This window comes from Chromobacterium sp. CCUG 30098, assembly GCF_059916605.1.
In genome coordinates this window covers 277,999-295,543 of the sequence record NZ_JAUCGS010000006.1, presented here as the reverse complement: position 1 = coordinate 295,543, position 17,545 = coordinate 277,999, and the positions used below count along the sequence as shown (strand labels likewise).

Below are 17,545 nucleotides of genomic sequence, written 5' to 3'. Positions count from 1 at the left end.
ATTTTTTCGCGCCGGCCGCCGCGGGCCGGCGTATGCTTGGCGCTTTCCCTTCACGCTGATGCCGCCATGTTCATTGTTTCGCTAAGCTACATCGCCCCGCTGTCCGACATCGACGCGCAGCTGGAAGCACACGTCGCCTGGCTGCAGCAGGGCTACGCCGCCGGCCTGCTGCTGGCCTCCGGCCGCAAGACGCCGCGCACCGGCGGCGTGATCCTGGCGCGCGGCGAACGCGCCGAGCTGGAAGCGCTGCTGGCACGCGACCCCTTCGCCGTCGCCGGCCTCGCCCGCTACGAAATCACCGAGTTCCACGCCAGCATGAGCGCGCCGGAACTGGATTGTCTGCGGAACATTTAATGAGCGCCGCAGCCCTAACCCTTGTCCATCGGCCGTCCCGCCCCGCGGCGGGCCGCCGACAACGACCCAGACTACGAGCCGCATGACTACATCGCACGCCGAACCCCTGAGCTTCAACCCTGTCGACAATGAACGGCTGGCCCGCCTGTGCGGCCCGCTGGACGAAAACCTGAAACAGATAGAAACCGGCCTGGACGTGACGGTGCAGCGCCGCGGCGAAAGTTTCCGCGTCCAGGGCGAACAGGCCAAGACCGCGGTGGAGGCGCTGACCCGGCTCTATCTGCTGGCGGAAAAACAGGAGCTGTCGATAGACGACGTGCAACTGTGCCTGGTGGAACTGCGCCGCCACGCGCCCCACGGCGCCGCGGCAGCGACCGACGACGAAGACGCGCCGGTGCTGGTGACCCGCCGCGGCGATCTGCGCGGCCGCACGCCGCGCCAGAGCCGCTACATCAAGGCCATCCAGCAACACGACATCACCTTCGGCATCGGCCCGGCCGGCACCGGCAAGACCTATCTGGCGGTGGGCTGCGCGGTGGACGCGATGGAGCGCGACGCGGTCAAGCGCATCGTGCTGGTGCGCCCGGCGGTGGAGGCCGGCGAGAAGCTGGGCTTCCTGCCCGGCGACCTGGCGCAGAAAGTGGACCCGTATCTGCGGCCGCTGTACGACGCGCTGTACGATCTGATGGGTTTCGACCGCGTGACCCGGCTGTTCGAGAAGAACCTGATCGAGATCGCGCCGCTGGCCTATATGCGCGGTCGCACGCTGAACAACGCCTTCATCATTCTGGACGAGGCGCAGAACACCACGCCGGAGCAGATGAAAATGTTCCTGACCCGCATCGGCTTCGGCTCCAAGGCGGTGATCACCGGCGACGTGACCCAGATCGATCTGGCCCGCCATCAGAAAAGCGGCCTGGTCGAAGTGGAACGCATCCTGGACAAGGTCCGCGGCATCCATTTCCACCATTTCCAGAGCGACGACGTGGTGCGCCACCCGCTGGTGCAGAAAATCGTCGACGCCTACGACCAATACCAAAGCAAGCAAGATGAAAAGAGCCAAGCGTAACCCGCTGCTGGCGCGGCTGGCCGCGCGCCTGGAACTGAGCCTGGACGTGCGCAGTCAAACCGCCGCGCTGCCGCGGCCCGCCGATCTGCGCCGCTGGAGCCAGGCGGCGCTGCAAGCCGGCGTCAAACAGGCCCAGGTCAGCATCCTGATCGTGGATGCCGACGAAGGCCGCCAAATGAACCATGACTACCGCGGCAAGGACTACGCCACCAATGTGCTGAGCTTCGCCCTCAACGAGGGCGAGCCGGTGCCCGGCCTGCCCTTGATCGGCGATCTGGTGCTGTGCGCGCCGGTGGTGGAAAAAGAGGCGGCCGAGCAAAACAAGCCGCTGCAAGCGCATTACGCCCACCTGTTGGTGCACGGCATGCTGCACCTGCAAGGCTTTGACCACGAACAAGACGACGAAGCCGAAACCATGGAGGCGCTTGAAACCGTCATCATGCAGAGGCTAGGATATCCCGACCCTTATCGAGAGGAGCAGTTCTAAGAAATGGAAGACCCCAGTAAACCGCGGCCGACTTGGCTGGAACGCCTGTCCACCATGTTGCTGCGCGAGCCGGAAGATCGCGAAGAGTTGATCGAGCTCTTGCACAACGCCTTCGAGCGCAATCTGCTGGACGCGGAAGCGCTCGGCATGATCGAGGGCGTGCTGGAAGTCAGCGAGCTGACCGTGCGCGACGTGATGATTCCGCGCAGCCAGATGAACGTGATCAGCTGCGACGACCCGATCACCCGCTTCCTGCCGATGGTGATCGACTCCGGACACTCGCGTTTTCCGGTGATAGGCGACAGCAAGGACGACGTGCTGGGCATTCTGTTGGCCAAGGAACTGTTGCGCTATTTCCACGCGCCGGCCAGCTTCGACTTGAAGGCGGTGCTGCGCCCGGCGGTGTTCGTGCCGGAGTCCAAGCCGCTGAACGTGCTGCTGCGCGATTTCCGCGCCACCCACAATCACATGGCGGTGGTGGTGGACGAATACGGCGGCGTGTCCGGCCTGGTGACCATCGAGGACGTGATCGAGCAGATCGTCGGCGACATCGAGGACGAATACGACACCGAGGACGACGAGGAAGACATCCTGCCGGTGCGCGGCCATCAGCGCTACCGGGTCAAGGCGCTGACCGAGATCGAGGACTTCAATCATTACTTTGAAACCGATTTCGAAGACGACGACGTCGACACCGTCGGCGGCCTGGTGATCTCGCTGACCGGCCACCTGCCCAAGCGCGGCGAGGCGGTGGAAGCCGCCGGCCTGCGCTTCACCGTGCTGCGCGCCGACAACCGCCGCGTCGACACCCTGCTGGTGGAGCGGATTCAGGCCGGGGAAACCAGCGAGGTCTGAGAAGCGGCGCGCCTTCCGCTTCGCGGCGGAGGCCTGGCTTGAGCACGGCTGAGAAACGCCCATGCGCCGCCTGCGCATTGCGCTTTCCCAGCCGTTCCGGCCTTGTCTCGCCCACGCTCGCAAGAGCGTGAACAGACGCTGAACGCCGCTGCCGGAAGCCGGCGGCCGGATTGGGCTTGGAGCCCGCGCCGCCCGCTCCTAAGATGAAGATCAGCTATTTGACAATCCGTCGGCCGGCTTTTGCCGGCCGGCTTCGCCTGATGCCTACCATGCGCACTTTACTGGTCCTGCTGGCAGCCGCCTTGGCTGGCAGCCTCACACTGTTCGCCTTCGCCCCCTATCGGCTATTCTGGATCATGCCGCTGTCTTTGGCGGCGCTGGCCGACCTGACTCAACGCCACCCGCAGCGCGCGTTCTGGATCGGCTATGTCTGGGGTCTGGCCGCCTACACCAGCAACTTCAACTGGATCTACAACAGCCTGCACGACGTGGCCGGCCTGCCGGCCTGGATCGCCCTGCCGCTGGTGCTCTTGCTGCCGGCCTATCTGGCGCTCTACCCGGGCCTCGCGATGTGGCTGAGCGCCCGCGTCACCGCCAAGCCGTGGCAGCGCTGGCTGCTGGCCTTCCCGGCGCTGTGGGAACTGGGGGAATGGCTGCGCGGCTGGGTGCTGACCGGCTTCCCCTGGGCCGCCGCCGGCTACTCGCAGATCACGGAAAGCCCGCTGGCCGGCTATACGCCGCTGGGCGGCTCCCACCTGGTCACCTACCTGGTGGCGCTGTCCGCCGGCGCGCTGGCCTTGATGGTCCACAGCGGCTGGAAGATGCGCGCCGGCCTGCTGGTCGCCGCGCTGGCGGTGTGGGGCAACGGTTTCTGGCTCAAGAGCGTGGAATGGACCCAGCCGCAGGGCAAGCCGATCAGCGTGGCGCTGGCCCAGGGCAATATCGCTCAGGAACTGAAATGGTCGCCGGAAAACCTGGAAGAATCGCTGCGCGTGTATTACCAGCAAGTGGCCACCACCCGCGCCGACCTGATGCTGCTGCCGGAAACCGCGCTGCCGCTCTTCCTCGACGACCTGCCGTCCGGCTATCTGAGCATGATGGAAGGCCAGGCCCAACGCGCCGGCATGGCGCTGGCCACCGGCGTGCCACGCCGCACCAACGACGGCCGCGGTTATTTGAACGCGGTGGTGGCGCTGACCACGCCGGGCCGGCCCTTCTTCGCCAAAGACCATCTGGTGCCCTTTGGCGAGTTCATCCCGGTGCCCGGCCTGATCGGCTGGATCTACCAGTTCATGAATATGCCGATGTCCGGCTTCAGCAGCGGCGGCGCCAATCAGCCGCCGCTGGCGCTGGCCGGCGAGAAGATCGCCTTCAACGTCTGCTACGAGGACAGCTTCGGCGAAGAGCTGACAGGCCCGGCCTCCCAGGCCAGCATCATGGCCAACGTCAGCAATCTGGCCTGGTTCGGCAAGAGCGTGGCGATGAGCCAGCACCTGCAGCTGTCCCAGGCCCGCGCGATGGAAAACGGCCGCTACATGCTGCGCGCCACCAATAACGGCATGACCGCCATCATCCGCCCGGACGGCGAAATCGCCGCGGTGGCCGCGCCCTACACCCGCCAGGTGCTGCAGGGCTTCGCCCAGGGCCGCCAGGGGCTGACGCCCTATATGCGCCACGGCAATATGCCGGTCTTGATAGGCTGCGCGGCGCTGCTGCTGCTGGCCATGCTGCTGGGCCGCAAACACCGGCCCTGAGCCTTGTAGCCCTCACACCGCAAACGCGCGATGTTTCCACACAGGAACATCGCGCGTTTTGACATTCGGCCCCGGATTCCCGATCATCATTCGCCGGCGACGCGAAACCGGTCCCGTACCGGACACACACCAAGAAACGACGCGCCGCCTCTACAAGGGAAACACCATGAACGAGAGAAAACTGGAAGCCGGGATCGTCACCAACTTTTCCGAGCGCATGAGCTACGGCGGCTATCTATGCCTGGACGAGCTGCTGGCCTGTCAGAAACCGCTGTCCAACCCGCCGCATCACGACGAGTTGCTGTTCGTGATCCAGCATCAGACATCGGAATTGTGGATGAAGCTGATGCTGCACGAGCTGCAGGCCGCGGTGCGCTTCGTCCAGCAGGACACGCTGGGCCCCAGCTTCAAATGCCTGGCGCGGGTCAAGCAGATCCAGCGTCTGCTGTTCGAGCAATGGGCGGTGCTGGAAACGCTGACGCCGTCGGAGTACATGGAATTCCGCGACGTGCTGGGCAATTCCTCCGGCTTCCAGTCGCATCAATACCGCTCCATCGAATTCCTGCTGGGCAACAAGAACCAGGCGATGCTGAACGTGTTCGCCCATGAAGCGGACAAACACGCTTCGCTGAAGGCCATCCTGGACGCGCCCAGCCTGTACGACGAATTCCTGCGCCATCTGGCGCGGCGCGGCCTGCCGGTGCCGGCCTCCAGCCTGGAACGCGACTGGTCGCAGCCCTATCAGCGCAACCCGGAACTGATCCCGCTGTTCAAATTGATCTACGATCAGCCCCAGCAGCACTGGGAAGCCTATGAGATGGCGGAAAAACTGGTGGACGTGGAGGAATACTTCCACCTGTGGCGCTTCCGGCACATGAAGACGGTGGAGCGGGTGATCGGCTTCAAGCAGGGCACCGGCGGCTCCAGCGGCGTGCGCTTCCTCAAGCAGGCGCTGGAGCTGACCTTCTTCCCGGAACTGCTGGACGTGCGCACCGAGATCGGCCGCTAAGAACCTGCTTACGATCGGCTGCGCGTCGCGACGCGTTGCACGGTGAGCACCGCTTCGAAACGCTCATGCAGTAAACCCGCATTCGGCTTTCTCAGCGGTTTTCACCTTGTCTCGCTCGCGCCCGCGAGATTTCGAATCGGCTCTAAGGCCACCTAGCGCGCCGCCGGCTCAACAGCGGAAGCGCGACACCAGCCCGCGCAGATTGCCGGCCAGCTGGTTCATGTCCGCCAGCGCCGCCGAAGCGGTGGACGCCGCCTGCGCGTTCTTGCTGGAGCTCATTGCGATCTGTTCGACGTACTGGGCGATGTCCTGGCTGGCGGTGCCCTGCTCCTTCAGCGCGTGGGAAATATCGTTGACCACGCCCAGCACCCCGCCGGCGCTCTGACGGATCTCGCCCACCGCCTCGCCGCCCTGCTCGGCCAGTTCCAGGCCGTTCTTGGCGCGCCGCACCGCCTCTTCCATCGAACCGTGAGACTGGGTGGAGCTTTGCTGGATCTCGGCGATCATGCCGGCGATCTCCTCGGTGGCCTGGGCGGTGCGTTCGGACAGCTTGCGCACCTCGTCCGCCACCACGGCGAAGCCGCGGCCCTGCTCGCCGGCGCGCGCCGCCTCGATCGCCGCGTTCAACGCCAGAAGATTGGTCTGATCGGCGATGTCCTTGATCACCTGCATGATGCCGGAGATCACTTGCGCCTTGTCCACCAGCTCGTTGATGGTGCCGGCGGCCAGTTCCACCGACTCATTGATGCGGCGCATTTCCGCCACCGCGCGCGAAATCACCTCGCTGCCCTGCTGCGACGATTCGCCGGATTGCTCGGACAGATTGCGGGCGTCCTGAGCGCGGTCGGAAATATGGTTGATGCTGACGGTCAGTTCTTCGATCGACGCCGCCATCGAGGTGGCCGCCTCGCTTTGCTTCTCCGAACCGTTGGCCACTTCGCTGGCGTGGCTGCTGACGTCGGCGCTCATCTCCGACACCCGGCTGGCCGCGGCGGCGATGTCGCCCACCAGCTGCCGCAACTGCCCCTGCATGCCGGCCACATTGGCCAGCAGGCTGTCGCGGTCGCCGGCTTTCACCGGCACGTCCATATCCAGCTGTCCGGCGGCGATGCGTTTGACGATGTCCACGGTGACCGCCGGCTCGCCGCCCAGCTGGCCCAGCACGCTGCGCATGATGTAACCGCCGAGACCGGCCAGCAGCAGCAGGATCACGCCGACTTCCAGCGCCAGGTTGAACAGCGATTTGTGATAGGCGGCCGCCACATCGTCCAGATAGATGCCGGTGCCCAGCACCCAGCCCCAGCCGGGCGAGGTCATCAAATAGGAGATCTTGGGCTGCGGCGCGTCGAAGCCCGGCTTGTCCCAGACATAAGCGGCATAACCCTTGCCGCCGCCGGCGCTCAGCGCCTGGTCGAACAACTGGCCCATGTCCTGGCCGCTGCCCTCCTTGACCCCGTGCAGATTCTTGCCGATCAAGGCCGGCTTCACGCCGTGGGCGACATAGGTCAGGCCCTTGTCGAAGGCGAAGAAATATTCGCGCTCGTCGTAACGCATGCTGCTCAGCGCCGCCGCCGCCAGTTGCTTGGCCTGCGGCTCGCTCATCTTGCCGTCCGCCGCCATCTTCTCGTAGGACGTCACCAAGGCCGCCGCCGATTCCACCAGATTGCGCGTCTTGTCCTTGCGGTCCAGCAACATGGTGTCCCGCTCGCGCATCACCGACAACACGCCTATCGCCGTCACCAGCAGGGCCATCGCCACCAAAAGCAGCAGCAAACGGCCGCGCAGGCTCATTGTTGTTTTGTTCATTTCCATCTCCCCACACCTTGTTAGCTTATTCTAGACAGCGCTGATCGCTCTTTTTATGCGATTAATCCCAGTTTGATACATTTCGATGAAAAATATCAACAGCATAAAAAAAACCCGGATCGCTCCGGGTTTCAACTGAACGCGAGCACGCGTCCAGAGTCGTCATTCCATCCTTACTTCATCGTCGGCATCACGAATTCGGCGGTCATCTTGGCCGGCCAGCGGCTGGTCACCGTCTTCATCCGGGTATAGAAGCGCACGCCTTCCGGGCCGTGCATATGATGGTCGCCGAACAGCGAGGCTTTCCAGCCGCCAAAGCTGTGGAAGGCCATCGGCACCGGGATCGGCACATTGATGCCCACCATGCCCACCTGGATGCGGTGGCTGAATTCGCGCGCGGCGCCGCCGGAACGGGTGAAGATGCTGGTGCCGTTGGCGAAGGGATGGGCGTTGATCAGGCTGACCGCGCTGTCGAAGTCCGGCACCCGCACCACCGCCAGCACCGGCCCGAAGATTTCCTCCTTGTAGATGGTCATCTCCGGCGTCACATGGTCGAACAGGCAGCCGCCCAGGAAAAACCCGTCCTCGTGGCCGGGATGGCGGTAGCCGCGGCCGTCCACCACCAGCTGCGCGCCTTCGGCCACGCCCTGATCGACATAGCCCGTCACCTTGTCCAAGTGCTGGCGCGTCACCAGCGGCCCCATTTCCGCCGCCGCGTCGTCGCCCACGCCTATCTTCAGACTGCGCGCGCGCTCGGCCAGCCGCTCCACCAGCGCGTCGCCGATGTCGCCCACCGCCAGCACCACCGAGATCGCCATGCAACGCTCGCCGGCCGAGCCGTAAGCGGCCCCGATCAAAGCCTCCACCGCGCCGTCCAGATCCGCGTCCGGCATCACCACCAGGTGGTTCTTGGCGCCGCCCAGCGCCTGCACCCGCTTGCCGTGGCGCGCGCCGGTTTCGTAGATGTACTGGGCAATCGGCGTGGAGCCGACGAAGCTGAGCGCGGCGATGTCGGGATGGGCGAGCAAGGCGTCCACCGCCTGCTTGTCGCCGTGCACCACGCTGAACACGCCGGCCGGCAGGCCGGCCTGCTGCAACAGATCGGCCAGCAGCAGCGCGGCGGACGGGTCGCGCTCGGACGGCTTGAGAATGAAGCAGTTGCCGCAGGCCAAGGCCACCGGGAACATCCACAGCGGCACCATGGCCGGGAAGTTGAACGGGGTGATGCCGGCCACCACGCCCAGCGGCTGACGCATGGAATGGCTGTCGATGCCGCCGCCCACCTGTTCGGTGAACTCGCCCTTCAGCAACTGCGGAATGCCGCAGGCGAACTCCACCACTTCCAGGCCGCGGGCGACTTCGCCGATGGCGTCGGACACCACCTTGCCGTGCTCGCTGGAAATCAGCGCCGCCAAGCGCTGCTGGTTCTGCTCCAGCAGCTCCTTGAACTTGAACATCACCCGCGCCCGCTTCAGCGGCGAGGTTTCCGCCCAGGCCGGAAAGGCCTTGCGCGCCGCCGCCACCGCGGCCTGCACCTCGTCCGGGCTCGCCAGCGGCACGCGGGCGGCGACGCTGCCCAGCGCCGGGTTGTAGACATCTCCAAAGCGGCCGCTCCGGCCTTCGCAGCGTTCGCCGCCGATGTAATGAGGAATGGTTTGCATCTTATGTTCCGATTCGAATGAGTTGAGTATTCGGCGCCGCGCTTACTCGCAGGCGCGCAAGGCGGAGGCGATGGTGTCGAACAGCCGGTCGATCTCGTACTTTTCGATGATCAAGGGCGGCGACACCGCCAGGATGTCGCCGGTAAAGCGCACCAGCACGCCTTGTTCCCAGCACTTGAGGAAGACGTCGAAACCGCGCTGCCCGGCCGCGCCGGGGCGGCTGTCCATTTCGATGCCAGCCACCAGGCCCAGGTTGCGGATGTCCTTGACGTAGGGCTGGCCGCGCAAGGCGTGCGCGCGCTCCTCGAAATAAGCGGACAGCCCGGCGGCGCGCTCGAACAACTGCTCCTCGCGGTACAGGTCCAGCGAGGCGATCGCCGCGGCGCAGGCCAGCGGATGGGCGGAATAGGTGTAGCCGTGGGGGAACTCGATCATGCGCTCGCCGGCGGCGGCCATGAAGGCGTCGTGGATCTCCGGCTTCACCAACAGCGCGCCCATAGGCACCACGCCGTTGGTCAGGCCCTTGGCGCAGGTGATGATGTCCGGCAGCACGCCGAACTTGTTGGCCGCCCAATCCGCGCCCAGGCGGCCGAAGCCGGTGATCACCTCGTCGAAGATCAGCAGGATGCCGTAGCGGTCGCAGATTTCGCGCAGGCGCCGCAAATAGCCCTTGGGCGGGATCAGCACGCCGGTGGAGCCGGCCATCGGCTCGACGATGACGGCGGCGATGGTGGACGGGTCGTGCAGGGTCAGGATGCGCGCTTCCAGTTCGTCGGCGAATTCGGCGCCGTGCTCCGGCTCGCCGCGGCTGAAGGCGTTGCGCGCCAGATCATGGGTGCTGCGCAAATGGTCCACCGCCGGCAGGGACACCGGAAAGTGTTTGCGGTTGCCGGCCATGCCGCCCACCGAGACGCCGCCGAAGTTGACGCCGTGATAGCCGCGCTCGCGGCCGATCAGCTTGACGCGGGCGGCGTCGCCGCGCACGCGGTGATAGGCCACCGCCATCTTCAGCGCGGTGTCCACCGCCTCCGAGCCGGAGCCGACGAAGAAGGCCTTGCTCAAGCCCTTGGGCGCCATCGCCACCAGCTTGTCGGCGGCCTCGAAGGCCTTGGGGTGCGCCATCTGGAACGGCGGCGCGTAATCCAGCGTCGCCACCTGGCGCTGCACCGCCTCGACGATGGGCTTGCGGTTGTGGCCGGCGGTCACGCACCACAGGCCGGCGCTGCCGTCCAGGATCTGGCGGCCTTGGTCGTCGGTGTAATACATGCCATCGGCGCTCACCAGCATGCGCGGAGCGCTCTTGAACTGGCGGTTGGCGGTGAAGGGCATCCAGAACGCGTCCATCTGCGGCTGATTCATCGTTGTCTCCCCTGGCTCTCGGCCGAATGATGACAACTAATCTAGCGGCTGCACCAATACAATTACAGGTACAGTTTGCGCGGATTTGCCCAATCCCGTACCGGCCAAATCGCCAATACAGTCCAAGACCATGAAAAAACCCGGCCGCAGCCGGGTTTCCTGTGTCGCGCCAATCGACTCAGAGCCTGTTTACGATCTCGCGAGCTAAGGCGAGACAAGGCGGAAACGAGCGAAAAAGCGGAATGTACTCGTGGTACATGAGCATTTTGAGCTCGGTTTCAACGCCCATGTCTATCCATCCCGCCGACGCGCAGCAGATCGTAAACAGGTTCTCAGACGCGGAAGCTGGAGAACAGCTGGCGCATGTCCTTGGCCGCCTGCGACAAATCGTTCAAGGTGTCGTGCACGGTCTGCAGGGCACCGTCGCTGTCGACGATGCGGCCGTTGATCTGCTCGGTGCTCTGCGCGATCAAGGTGGTGGCCTTGTGCTGCTCGCTGGTGGACAAGGTGATCTCGTTCATCTTGGCCATCACTTCCTGCATCGCCTGCTGGATCTGCTCGATGCGCTGCACCGCGCTGTCGGTCAGTTCCACGCCGTCGTCCACCGAGCTGACGGTGCGCTGCATATTGGTCACCGCCTGGCTGGTTTCCTCGCGGATGGTGCTGACCATGCTGGAAATCTCCACCGTGGCCTGGCCGGTGCGCTCGGCCAGTTTGCGCACTTCGTCCGCCACCACCGCGAAGCCGCGGCCCATTTCGCCGGCGCGCGCCGCTTCGATCGCCGCGTTCAAGGCCAAGAGGTTGGTCTGATCGGCGATGTCCTTGATCACATTGGTGATGCCGCTGATTTGCTGCGAGCGTTGATCCAGCGACACCAACATGCCGGACAAGCCCTTCACCGCCTCCACCGTGCTGTTCATTTCGCGGGAGATGCGCTGCATTTCGTCGGCGCTTTCGCTGGACACGGTGCCGGTGTGGTTGACCAGCGAATCCGCCTCGCGCGCGGCGTCGGCGATATGGGAGATGCTGACGGTGATTTCCTCCAGCGTCGCGGCGTTGGAGCTGGACACGTCGGAAATCTGCCGGGAATCGCGCGCCACCTGATCCACCGTGGTGGCCACGCTCTGCACGCCGTTGGTGACGTTTTCCGCCTCGGTGCGCACCGCCACGAACATGCTTTGCAAGCGATGGATGAAGCTGTTGAACGCGGTCGCGGTTTCGGCGATCTCATCCTGGCCCTGCACCTCGATGCGGCGGGTCAAATCGCCCTCGCCCTTGGAGATCTCCAGCATCGCGTTGCGCAAGCGGCCCAGGCCGGCCAACATCTTGCTCAGCATCACGCTGGCCACCGGGATCAGCACCACCACGCACAGCGCGCCCAGGCCCACCACGGTCAGCAGCAGTTTTTCCAGCGGCTCGCTGACCACGGACTTGTCTATCATCACGCCCAGCAGCCAGTTGGTGCCCTCCACCGGGTCCACCTGCACCAGCTTGGTTTCGCCGTTGACTTCGATCTCCTCCATCGCGCTGCTGGTGGACAACTGCACCAGCTTCTCGCCGGTCAGCGCCGGCACTTTCTCCGCCAGAGGCTTCAGCGTCAGCGTGGTGTCCGGATGGGCGATCACCTTGCCGGCCTTGTCCACCAGGAAGGCGTAGCCGTTGCCGCGCAGCTTGGCGGACAGCACGGTTTTGACCAAGTCGTCGATGAAGATGTCGCCGCCCACCACCGCTTTCAGCGTGGAGCCGTCGAACACCGGCGACACGAAGGTCACCACCAGTTTCTTGGTGTCGAAATCGACATAGGGATCGGACACCCCCGGCTTGCCGCTGGCCTGCGCCTGCTGATACCAGGGCCGCGCCACCGGGTCGTAGCCCGCCGGCTGCGGCTTGAAGTCGGAACGGATCATCTTGTGATCGGCGGTGCCGATATAGGTCATGTCGTAGCCGCCGGCCTGGCTCAGGCGCGCCAGCATCGGCATGGGCTCGGGCGTGCCCACCACCGGGTTGCCGGCGATCACCACCTTGACCTTGCTGCCGTACCAGTCCTTGACCAGGTTGGCGTAGCCGCGCGAGGTGCTGGACAACTCGTTATCCACGCCCTGGACAATCTCGTTGCGCATCTGGGTGTAGACCAGGGTCGTAATGATGGCGCCCAGCAGAACCAGCAGCACCGCAATGAATACAATCAACTTTACACGCAAAGAGCGCATTTCCGTCCTCCATCCCCAATTCGACTTGGCTTGCCGCGATTGCTTGTCAATTCACGACAAAGCGCTGTTATGATCATTCTCGATGCCGGTAGGCTCTGTTCTTGTCTTAGCCGTTTCGCCTGCAAAGCTCAACAAAAAACATACAGATTGGCGGCTGCAACATGCCATCCGGCTTATGACGAGATATTTATCACAAGCTGTTCTCAACGGACAGGCCCAATATCAATGATGCTCAATTAACGCGCAATGGCCAGCCTGAATCTTATGCCCGCGGAAGGCATTACCCTGGTGGAAAATATAGTCAATTCAGCTATTTCCGCCATTCAATGCGGTCAGTGGCGCAAAGGCGCAAAAATCCCATCTATTCGCAGAATGGCCGGGGAGCTGGGCGTCAGTCCCTTCACCGTGGTCGAGGCCTACGATAGGCTGGTGACCTTGGGCTATCTGGCGGCGCGGCCCGGCTCCGGCTTTTACGTGGAGGGAAGGCGGGAAAGCCGGCCGCCCGATCTGCCCGCCGCGCCGCGCGTCTGGCCGGTGGACGAATACTGGCTGCTGCGCAAGATTTACCAGCAGGACGCCAACACCCTGTTCGCGGGCTGCGGCTGGCTGCCCTCGCACTGGTACGACGCCGAGGCCCAGCAAAAAGCGCTGCGGCAGCTGGCCCGCGACGCCGTCGCCGCGCCCGGCTACGGCGACCCCAAGGGCTTTCTGCCCTTGCGCGAGCATTTGGCGGACCGGCTGGCCGAACGCGGCATCCCCGCCCGAGCCGACGACATCGCGCTGACCCAGGGCGCCAGCCGCGCGCTGGACATGGCCGCCTGCGCGCTGCTGCAGGCCGGGGACACCGTGCTGGTGGACGATCCCGGCTATTGCAATCTGCTGTCCTGCCTGGCGTTTCGCGAGTTCAAGCTGGTGCCGGTGCCCTGGACCGAGCACGGGCCCGACTTGGAACAACTGCGCGCGCTGCTGCTCCAGCATCGGCCGCGCGCCTTCTTCACCAATCCCTGGCTGCAAAACCCCACCGGCGCCAGCTACTCGCCGTCGGTCGCCCACCAGGTGCTGCGCCTGGCCGAGGAGCACGATTTCCTGATCGTGGAGGACAATGTGTCCGCGGACTTCGCCGGCGGCCGCCAACCCGCGCTGGCGGCGCTGGACGGCCTCAAACGCGTGCTCTACATCGACAGCTTCTCCAAATCGCTATCGCCGGGACTGCGCGTCGGCTACCTGTGCGGCCCGTCCGATCTGCTCGAACGCATCGTCCATTACAAGATGATGTCCGGGCTGACCTCGCCGGAATTGAACGAGAGGCTGGCGCTGGAACTGGTGTCCGAGGGCCGCTACCGCCGCCAACTGGAACGGCTGCGCGCGCGCTTGTCCGAGGCTCAGGCCCAATGCCAGCAGCTGTTTCTGGAACACGGCTGGCAGTTGTTCGCGCGGCCGTCCAACGGCCTGTTCCTGCTGGCGCGCCCGCCTGGGGAGCTGGACGCCAGACGCTTGGCCGAGCAGGCTCAGCAACACAAAATCCTGCTCGCGCCCGGCCATCTGTTCCGCGCCTACGGCATGCCCTCGGATTGGCTGCGCTTCAACGTCGCTTTCAGCCAGGATCGTAGGCTGTGGGATTTTCTGAGTTGCCCGCCGCAGTGATACCATGCCCTGACCACAGCTTAGCGGAGCCCTCCATGCAACTTGTCGAAATGTTCGTCCATCCGTTGAAATCCTGTCGTGGCCTGTCCTACAGCCGCGCCTTCGCCGGCAAGCAGGGCTTGCTGCACGACCGCGAATGGCTGCTGGCCGGCGACAACGGCCGCTTCTTCACCGCCCGCTCCCACTCGCAGCTGGTGCGCGTGGAGGTGGACCTGATTCCCGGCGGCGCCCTGTTCAAATTTCCGGGCAAGGCGCCGGTGCTGGCGATGAGTACCCAATACCAGCAAGAAGCGCCGGCTACGGTATGGAAGGACAACTTCGCCGCCTATCACGGCGACGCCGCCGTCGATCTCTGGTTCAGCGAGGTGCTGGGCGAGCCCTGCCAGTTGCTATGGCTGGGCATGCGCTCCAATCGCCGGCTGAAGGACAGCGAGCACGCGATGTCCTTCGCCGACGGCTACCCCTATCTGCTGGTGAACCAGGCCTCGCTGGACGCGCTCAACGACGAGCTGGACCAGCCGGTATCGCTGCGCCACTTCCGCCCCAATCTGGTGGTCCGCGGCGATTACGCCTGGGAAGAGGACGATTGGAAGGTGGTCCAGATCGGCGAGGTGGTGTTCGACGTCGCCAAGCCCTGCTCGCGCTGCGTGCTGACCACCGTGGATCCGGATACCGGGATCAAATCGCCGGAACAGCAGCCGCTGCGCACCCTGGTCAGCATTCGCACCTTGCCGGAAGGCGTCTGCTTCGGCGTCAACCTGGTGCCGCGCAATGAAGGCTTGCTGGAATTGGGCGCCGAGTTCAGCGTGCTGGAAACCCGCTACGAGTTCTGATTTTCCGACGCCGCTCCGCCGGCGTTTTTACCGCTTTATGCTGAATAGATTAATGAATCTGCAAGACCTACTCGATCAAATCCACGGCGAAGTCCTCGCCTATTACGGCCAGGGCCGCGTCGCCGATTACATCCCGGCGCTGGCCGAAGTGCCGCCCCGCCAGTTCGGCATGGCCGTCACCACTCTGGACGGCCGGCACTACCGCTGCGGAGACGCCGCCGTCCCCTTCTCCATCCAGAGCATTTCCAAGTCCTTCATGCTGGCGCTGACGCTGGAGGCGGACGGCGACGCCCTGTGGAGCCATGTCGGCAAGGAGCCGTCCGGCAACCCGTTCAACTCGCTGGTGCAGCTGGAGTACGAGGACGGCGTGCCGCGCAATCCCTTCATCAACGCAGGCGCCCTCGTGGTGACCGACCGCGCCGTCAGCCATTTTGAAGACGCCCACGGCACGCTGCTGGCCCGCCTGCGGCAGGAGTCCGGCAACGCCACCTTGTGCGGCAACGCCCGCGTCGCCGAATCCGAACGCGCCCACGGCCACCGCAACGCGGCGCTGGCCCACTTCATGAAAAGCTACGACAACCTCGACAACGAAGTGGAGACCGTGCTGCAGCAATACTTCAACAGCTGCAGCATCGCGATGAACTGCGTGGAACTGGCCAATGCCGGGCTCTTTCTCGCCAACCACGGCATTACCCGCGACGGCCGGCAATCGCTGAGCCGCAGCCAGGCCAAGCAGATCAACGCGGTGATGCTGACCTGCGGCACTTACGACGCCGCCGGCGAATTCGCCTACCGCGTGGGCCTGCCGGTGAAAAGCGGGGTCGGCGGCGGCATGCTCGCCATCATTCCCGGCAAGATGAGCATCGCCGTATGGAGCCCGGAACTGGACGGCAAGGGCAACTCGGTGCTGGGCCTGGAAGCGCTGGATCGCTTCACCACGCGTACCGGCTTATCGATTTTTTAAGCGCGCGCCTTTATAAAAGCCCACAAAGAAAAACCCGCTCGAGGCGGGTCTTTTCTTTTACGGCAATGAAAAAAGCCAGGCTTGCGCCTGGCTTTTTCCTCAACTTCGTCGATTACTCGGCGGAGTTGTCTTCAACCGCTACGGCATCTTCCGGACGGTCCACCAGCTCTACCAGAGCCATCGGGGCGTTGTCGCCCTTGCGGAAACCGTACTTCAGGATACGCACATAGCCGCCGTTGCGGGCGGAGAAGCGCGGGCCGAGCACGTCGAAGAGTTTAACCACGATATCGCGGTCACGAGTGCGGTCAAACGCCAGACGACGGTTGGCGAGAGACGGCTTTTTGCCGAGCGTGATCAACGGCTCGGCCACACGACGCAGTTCCTTGGCTTTCGGCAGCGTGGTCACGATCACTTCGTGCTTCAGCAGCGAGTTGGCCATGTTACGCAGCATCGCCAGACGATGGCTGGTCGTGCGGTTCAGTTTACGATTACTGTAACGATGACGCATTGTTAATGTCCTTTTATCTCAAACCTTACGGCTTTTCGAGGCCAGCAGGCGGCCAGTTCTCGAGTTTCATCCCGAGAGTCAGGCCTTTGGAAGCGAGAACTTCCTTGATCTCGTTCAGCGACTTGCGGCCGAGGTTCGGAGTCTTCAGAAGCTCGGTTTCAGTACGCTGGATCAGATCGCCGATGTAATAAATGTTCTCAGCTTTCAGGCAGTTGGCCGAACGAACCGTCAGTTCAAGATCGTCTACCGGACGCAGCAGGATCGGATCGATCGGCGGCGCCTTTTCAACGACTTCTTCAACCGCTGTGCCTTGGAGATCGGCAAAGATCGACAGTTGATCCATCAGAATACGGGCAGCGTTGCGCACTGCCTGTTCCGGCTCGATTACGCCGTTGGTCTCGATATCGAGCACCAGGCGGTCAAGGTCGGTACGCTGCTCAACACGGGCGCTTTCCACAGCAAAGCTCACGCGGCGAACCGGCGAGAAGGAAGCGTCCAGTTGAATGGTACCGATGGAACGGTTGTCTTCATGATTGGATCGAACCGACACCGGCTGATAGCCGCGGCCTTTTTCGATCTTGATCTCCATGTCGATCTTACCGCCAGAGGAGATGTGACAAATCACGTGGTCCGGATTGATCACTTCCACATCGTGCGGCAGTTCGATATCGCCAGCCAAGACAGCGCCTTCGCCGTCCTTTTTCAAGGACAGAACGACACTGTCACGACCATGCAGCTTAAGCACTACGCCCTTGAGGTTGAGGAGGATGTCAACGACATCCTCGCGCACGCCATCAAGTGCGGAATACTCATGCAAAACGCCAGCGATAGTCACTTCGGTCGGAGCATAGCCCGGCATCGACGACAGCAGAATCCGGCGCAGCGAGTTACCCAGAGTATGAGCGTAGCCGCGCTCGAACGGCTCCATCGACACACGAGCGTGAGTGGCGGAAACCGGCTGAACGTCGATAAGACGAGGTTTCAGAAATTCCGAAGCGCTGTTTTGCATAGTCATTCCCTAAGAGCTAGCGA

At 63.9% G+C, this 17,545-nt stretch carries 15 protein-coding genes; 9 read left to right on the top strand and 6 right to left on the bottom strand.

The genetic code is table 11. The features are described 5' to 3' along the window. Positions 1–66 precede the first annotated feature (66 nt). From QUG03_RS15840 to kynA, 6 genes are all read left to right on the top strand, one after another. Positions 67–354 (top strand): YciI family protein, encoded by a 288-nt coding sequence (locus QUG03_RS15840; RefSeq protein ID WP_235084807.1) that lies wholly within the window; start codon positions 67–69, stop codon positions 352–354. A gap of 82 nt (positions 355–436) precedes the next feature. Further along, the gene (locus QUG03_RS15835) at positions 437–1,423 is read left to right on the top strand and encodes a PhoH family protein (RefSeq protein WP_107797938.1); all 987 of its coding nucleotides are present in this window, start codon (positions 437–439) and stop codon (positions 1,421–1,423) included. Next, the gene (gene ybeY, locus QUG03_RS15830) at positions 1,404–1,910 is read left to right on the top strand and encodes an rRNA maturation RNase YbeY (RefSeq protein ID WP_107797937.1); all 507 of its coding nucleotides are present in this window, start codon (positions 1,404–1,406) and stop codon (positions 1,908–1,910) included. The genes QUG03_RS15835 and ybeY overlap by 20 nt, the downstream gene beginning before the upstream one ends. Before the next feature lie 3 nt (positions 1,911–1,913). Continuing rightward, a complete protein-coding gene (locus tag QUG03_RS15825; RefSeq protein ID WP_019102982.1) occupies positions 1,914–2,765 on the top strand; it encodes a CorC family transporter in 852 nt (283 codons plus the stop codon). A gap of 269 nt (positions 2,766–3,034) precedes the next feature. Next, positions 3,035–4,519 (top strand): apolipoprotein N-acyltransferase, encoded by a 1,485-nt coding sequence (lnt, locus tag QUG03_RS15820; protein WP_227106594.1) that lies wholly within the window; start codon positions 3,035–3,037, stop codon positions 4,517–4,519. Positions 4,520–4,685: 166 nt separating this feature from the next. Next, positions 4,686–5,528, top strand: a complete 843-nt coding sequence (gene kynA / locus QUG03_RS15815; RefSeq protein ID WP_227106592.1) for a tryptophan 2,3-dioxygenase — start codon at positions 4,686–4,688, stop codon at positions 5,526–5,528. Positions 5,529–5,696: 168 nt separating this feature from the next. Here kynA and QUG03_RS15810 read toward each other — a convergent pair whose 3' ends face one another. The 4 genes from QUG03_RS15810 to QUG03_RS15795 form a co-directional block, all read right to left on the bottom strand. Continuing rightward, a complete protein-coding gene (locus QUG03_RS15810) occupies positions 5,697–7,334 on the bottom strand; it encodes a methyl-accepting chemotaxis protein (protein WP_107797935.1) in 1,638 nt (545 codons plus the stop codon). 173 nt (positions 7,335–7,507) lie between these two features. Then, on the bottom strand, positions 7,508–8,995 hold the full coding sequence (locus QUG03_RS15805) for a CoA-acylating methylmalonate-semialdehyde dehydrogenase (RefSeq protein ID WP_227106590.1): 1,488 nt from the start codon (positions 8,993–8,995) through the stop codon (positions 7,508–7,510). 42 nt (positions 8,996–9,037) lie between these two features. Beyond that, complete coding sequence (gene aptA / locus QUG03_RS15800) at positions 9,038–10,354, bottom strand: omega-aminotransferase AptA (RefSeq protein WP_500820374.1); 1,317 nt, start codon at positions 10,352–10,354, stop codon at positions 9,038–9,040. Positions 10,355–10,686: 332 nt separating this feature from the next. Next, complete coding sequence (locus QUG03_RS15795; protein WP_227106585.1) at positions 10,687–12,543, bottom strand: methyl-accepting chemotaxis protein; 1,857 nt, start codon at positions 12,541–12,543, stop codon at positions 10,687–10,689. Between the two features lie 267 nt (positions 12,544–12,810). Here QUG03_RS15795 and QUG03_RS15790 point away from each other — a divergent pair, with 267 nt between their 5' ends. Genes QUG03_RS15790 through QUG03_RS15780 form a run of 3 tightly spaced genes read left to right on the top strand, consistent with a single transcriptional unit; the run spans position 12,811 to position 16,005 of the window. Then, positions 12,811–14,208, top strand: coding sequence for an aminotransferase-like domain-containing protein (locus QUG03_RS15790; protein WP_500820373.1), 1,398 nt, complete (start codon positions 12,811–12,813; stop codon positions 14,206–14,208). A 35-nt stretch (positions 14,209–14,243) separates the two neighbouring features. Next, complete coding sequence (locus QUG03_RS15785) at positions 14,244–15,041, top strand: MOSC domain-containing protein (protein WP_235084816.1); 798 nt, start codon at positions 14,244–14,246, stop codon at positions 15,039–15,041. 52 nt (positions 15,042–15,093) lie between these two features. Further along, positions 15,094–16,005 (top strand): glutaminase, encoded by a 912-nt coding sequence (locus tag QUG03_RS15780; protein WP_500820372.1) that lies wholly within the window; start codon positions 15,094–15,096, stop codon positions 16,003–16,005. A 112-nt stretch (positions 16,006–16,117) separates the two neighbouring features. On the opposite strand, the gene rplQ is transcribed toward QUG03_RS15780, so the two are convergent. Together rplQ and QUG03_RS15770 are read right to left on the bottom strand one after the other, a co-directional pair. Then, on the bottom strand, positions 16,118–16,513 hold the full coding sequence (rplQ, locus tag QUG03_RS15775) for a 50S ribosomal protein L17 (protein WP_048411916.1): 396 nt from the start codon (positions 16,511–16,513) through the stop codon (positions 16,118–16,120). Positions 16,514–16,538: 25 nt separating this feature from the next. Then, a complete protein-coding gene (locus QUG03_RS15770) occupies positions 16,539–17,522 on the bottom strand; it encodes a DNA-directed RNA polymerase subunit alpha (RefSeq protein WP_039755788.1) in 984 nt (327 codons plus the stop codon). Positions 17,523–17,545 lie beyond the last annotated feature (23 nt).

Coding starts and splice junctions, on each gene's coding strand:
- QUG03_RS15840 (WP_235084807.1), top strand. CDS start 67: ATGTTCATTGTTTCGCTAAGCTACATCGCCCCGCTGTCCGACATCGAC.
- QUG03_RS15835 (WP_107797938.1), top strand. CDS start 437: ATGACTACATCGCACGCCGAACCCCTGAGCTTCAACCCTGTCGACAAT.
- ybeY (WP_107797937.1), top strand. CDS start 1,404: ATGAAAAGAGCCAAGCGTAACCCGCTGCTGGCGCGGCTGGCCGCGCGC.
- QUG03_RS15825 (WP_019102982.1), top strand. CDS start 1,914: ATGGAAGACCCCAGTAAACCGCGGCCGACTTGGCTGGAACGCCTGTCC.
- lnt (WP_227106594.1), top strand. CDS start 3,035: ATGCGCACTTTACTGGTCCTGCTGGCAGCCGCCTTGGCTGGCAGCCTC.
- kynA (WP_227106592.1), top strand. CDS start 4,686: ATGAACGAGAGAAAACTGGAAGCCGGGATCGTCACCAACTTTTCCGAG.
- QUG03_RS15810 (WP_107797935.1), bottom strand. CDS start 7,334: ATGAACAAAACAACAATGAGCCTGCGCGGCCGTTTGCTGCTGCTTTTG.
- QUG03_RS15805 (WP_227106590.1), bottom strand. CDS start 8,995: ATGCAAACCATTCCTCATTACATCGGCGGCGAACGCTGCGAAGGCCGG.
- aptA (WP_500820374.1), bottom strand. CDS start 10,354: ATGAATCAGCCGCAGATGGACGCGTTCTGGATGCCCTTCACCGCCAAC.
- QUG03_RS15790 (WP_500820373.1), top strand. CDS start 12,811: ATGGCCAGCCTGAATCTTATGCCCGCGGAAGGCATTACCCTGGTGGAA.
- QUG03_RS15785 (WP_235084816.1), top strand. CDS start 14,244: ATGCAACTTGTCGAAATGTTCGTCCATCCGTTGAAATCCTGTCGTGGC.
- QUG03_RS15780 (WP_500820372.1), top strand. CDS start 15,094: ATGAATCTGCAAGACCTACTCGATCAAATCCACGGCGAAGTCCTCGCC.
- rplQ (WP_048411916.1), bottom strand. CDS start 16,513: ATGCGTCATCGTTACAGTAATCGTAAACTGAACCGCACGACCAGCCAT.
- QUG03_RS15770 (WP_039755788.1), bottom strand. CDS start 17,522: ATGCAAAACAGCGCTTCGGAATTTCTGAAACCTCGTCTTATCGACGTT.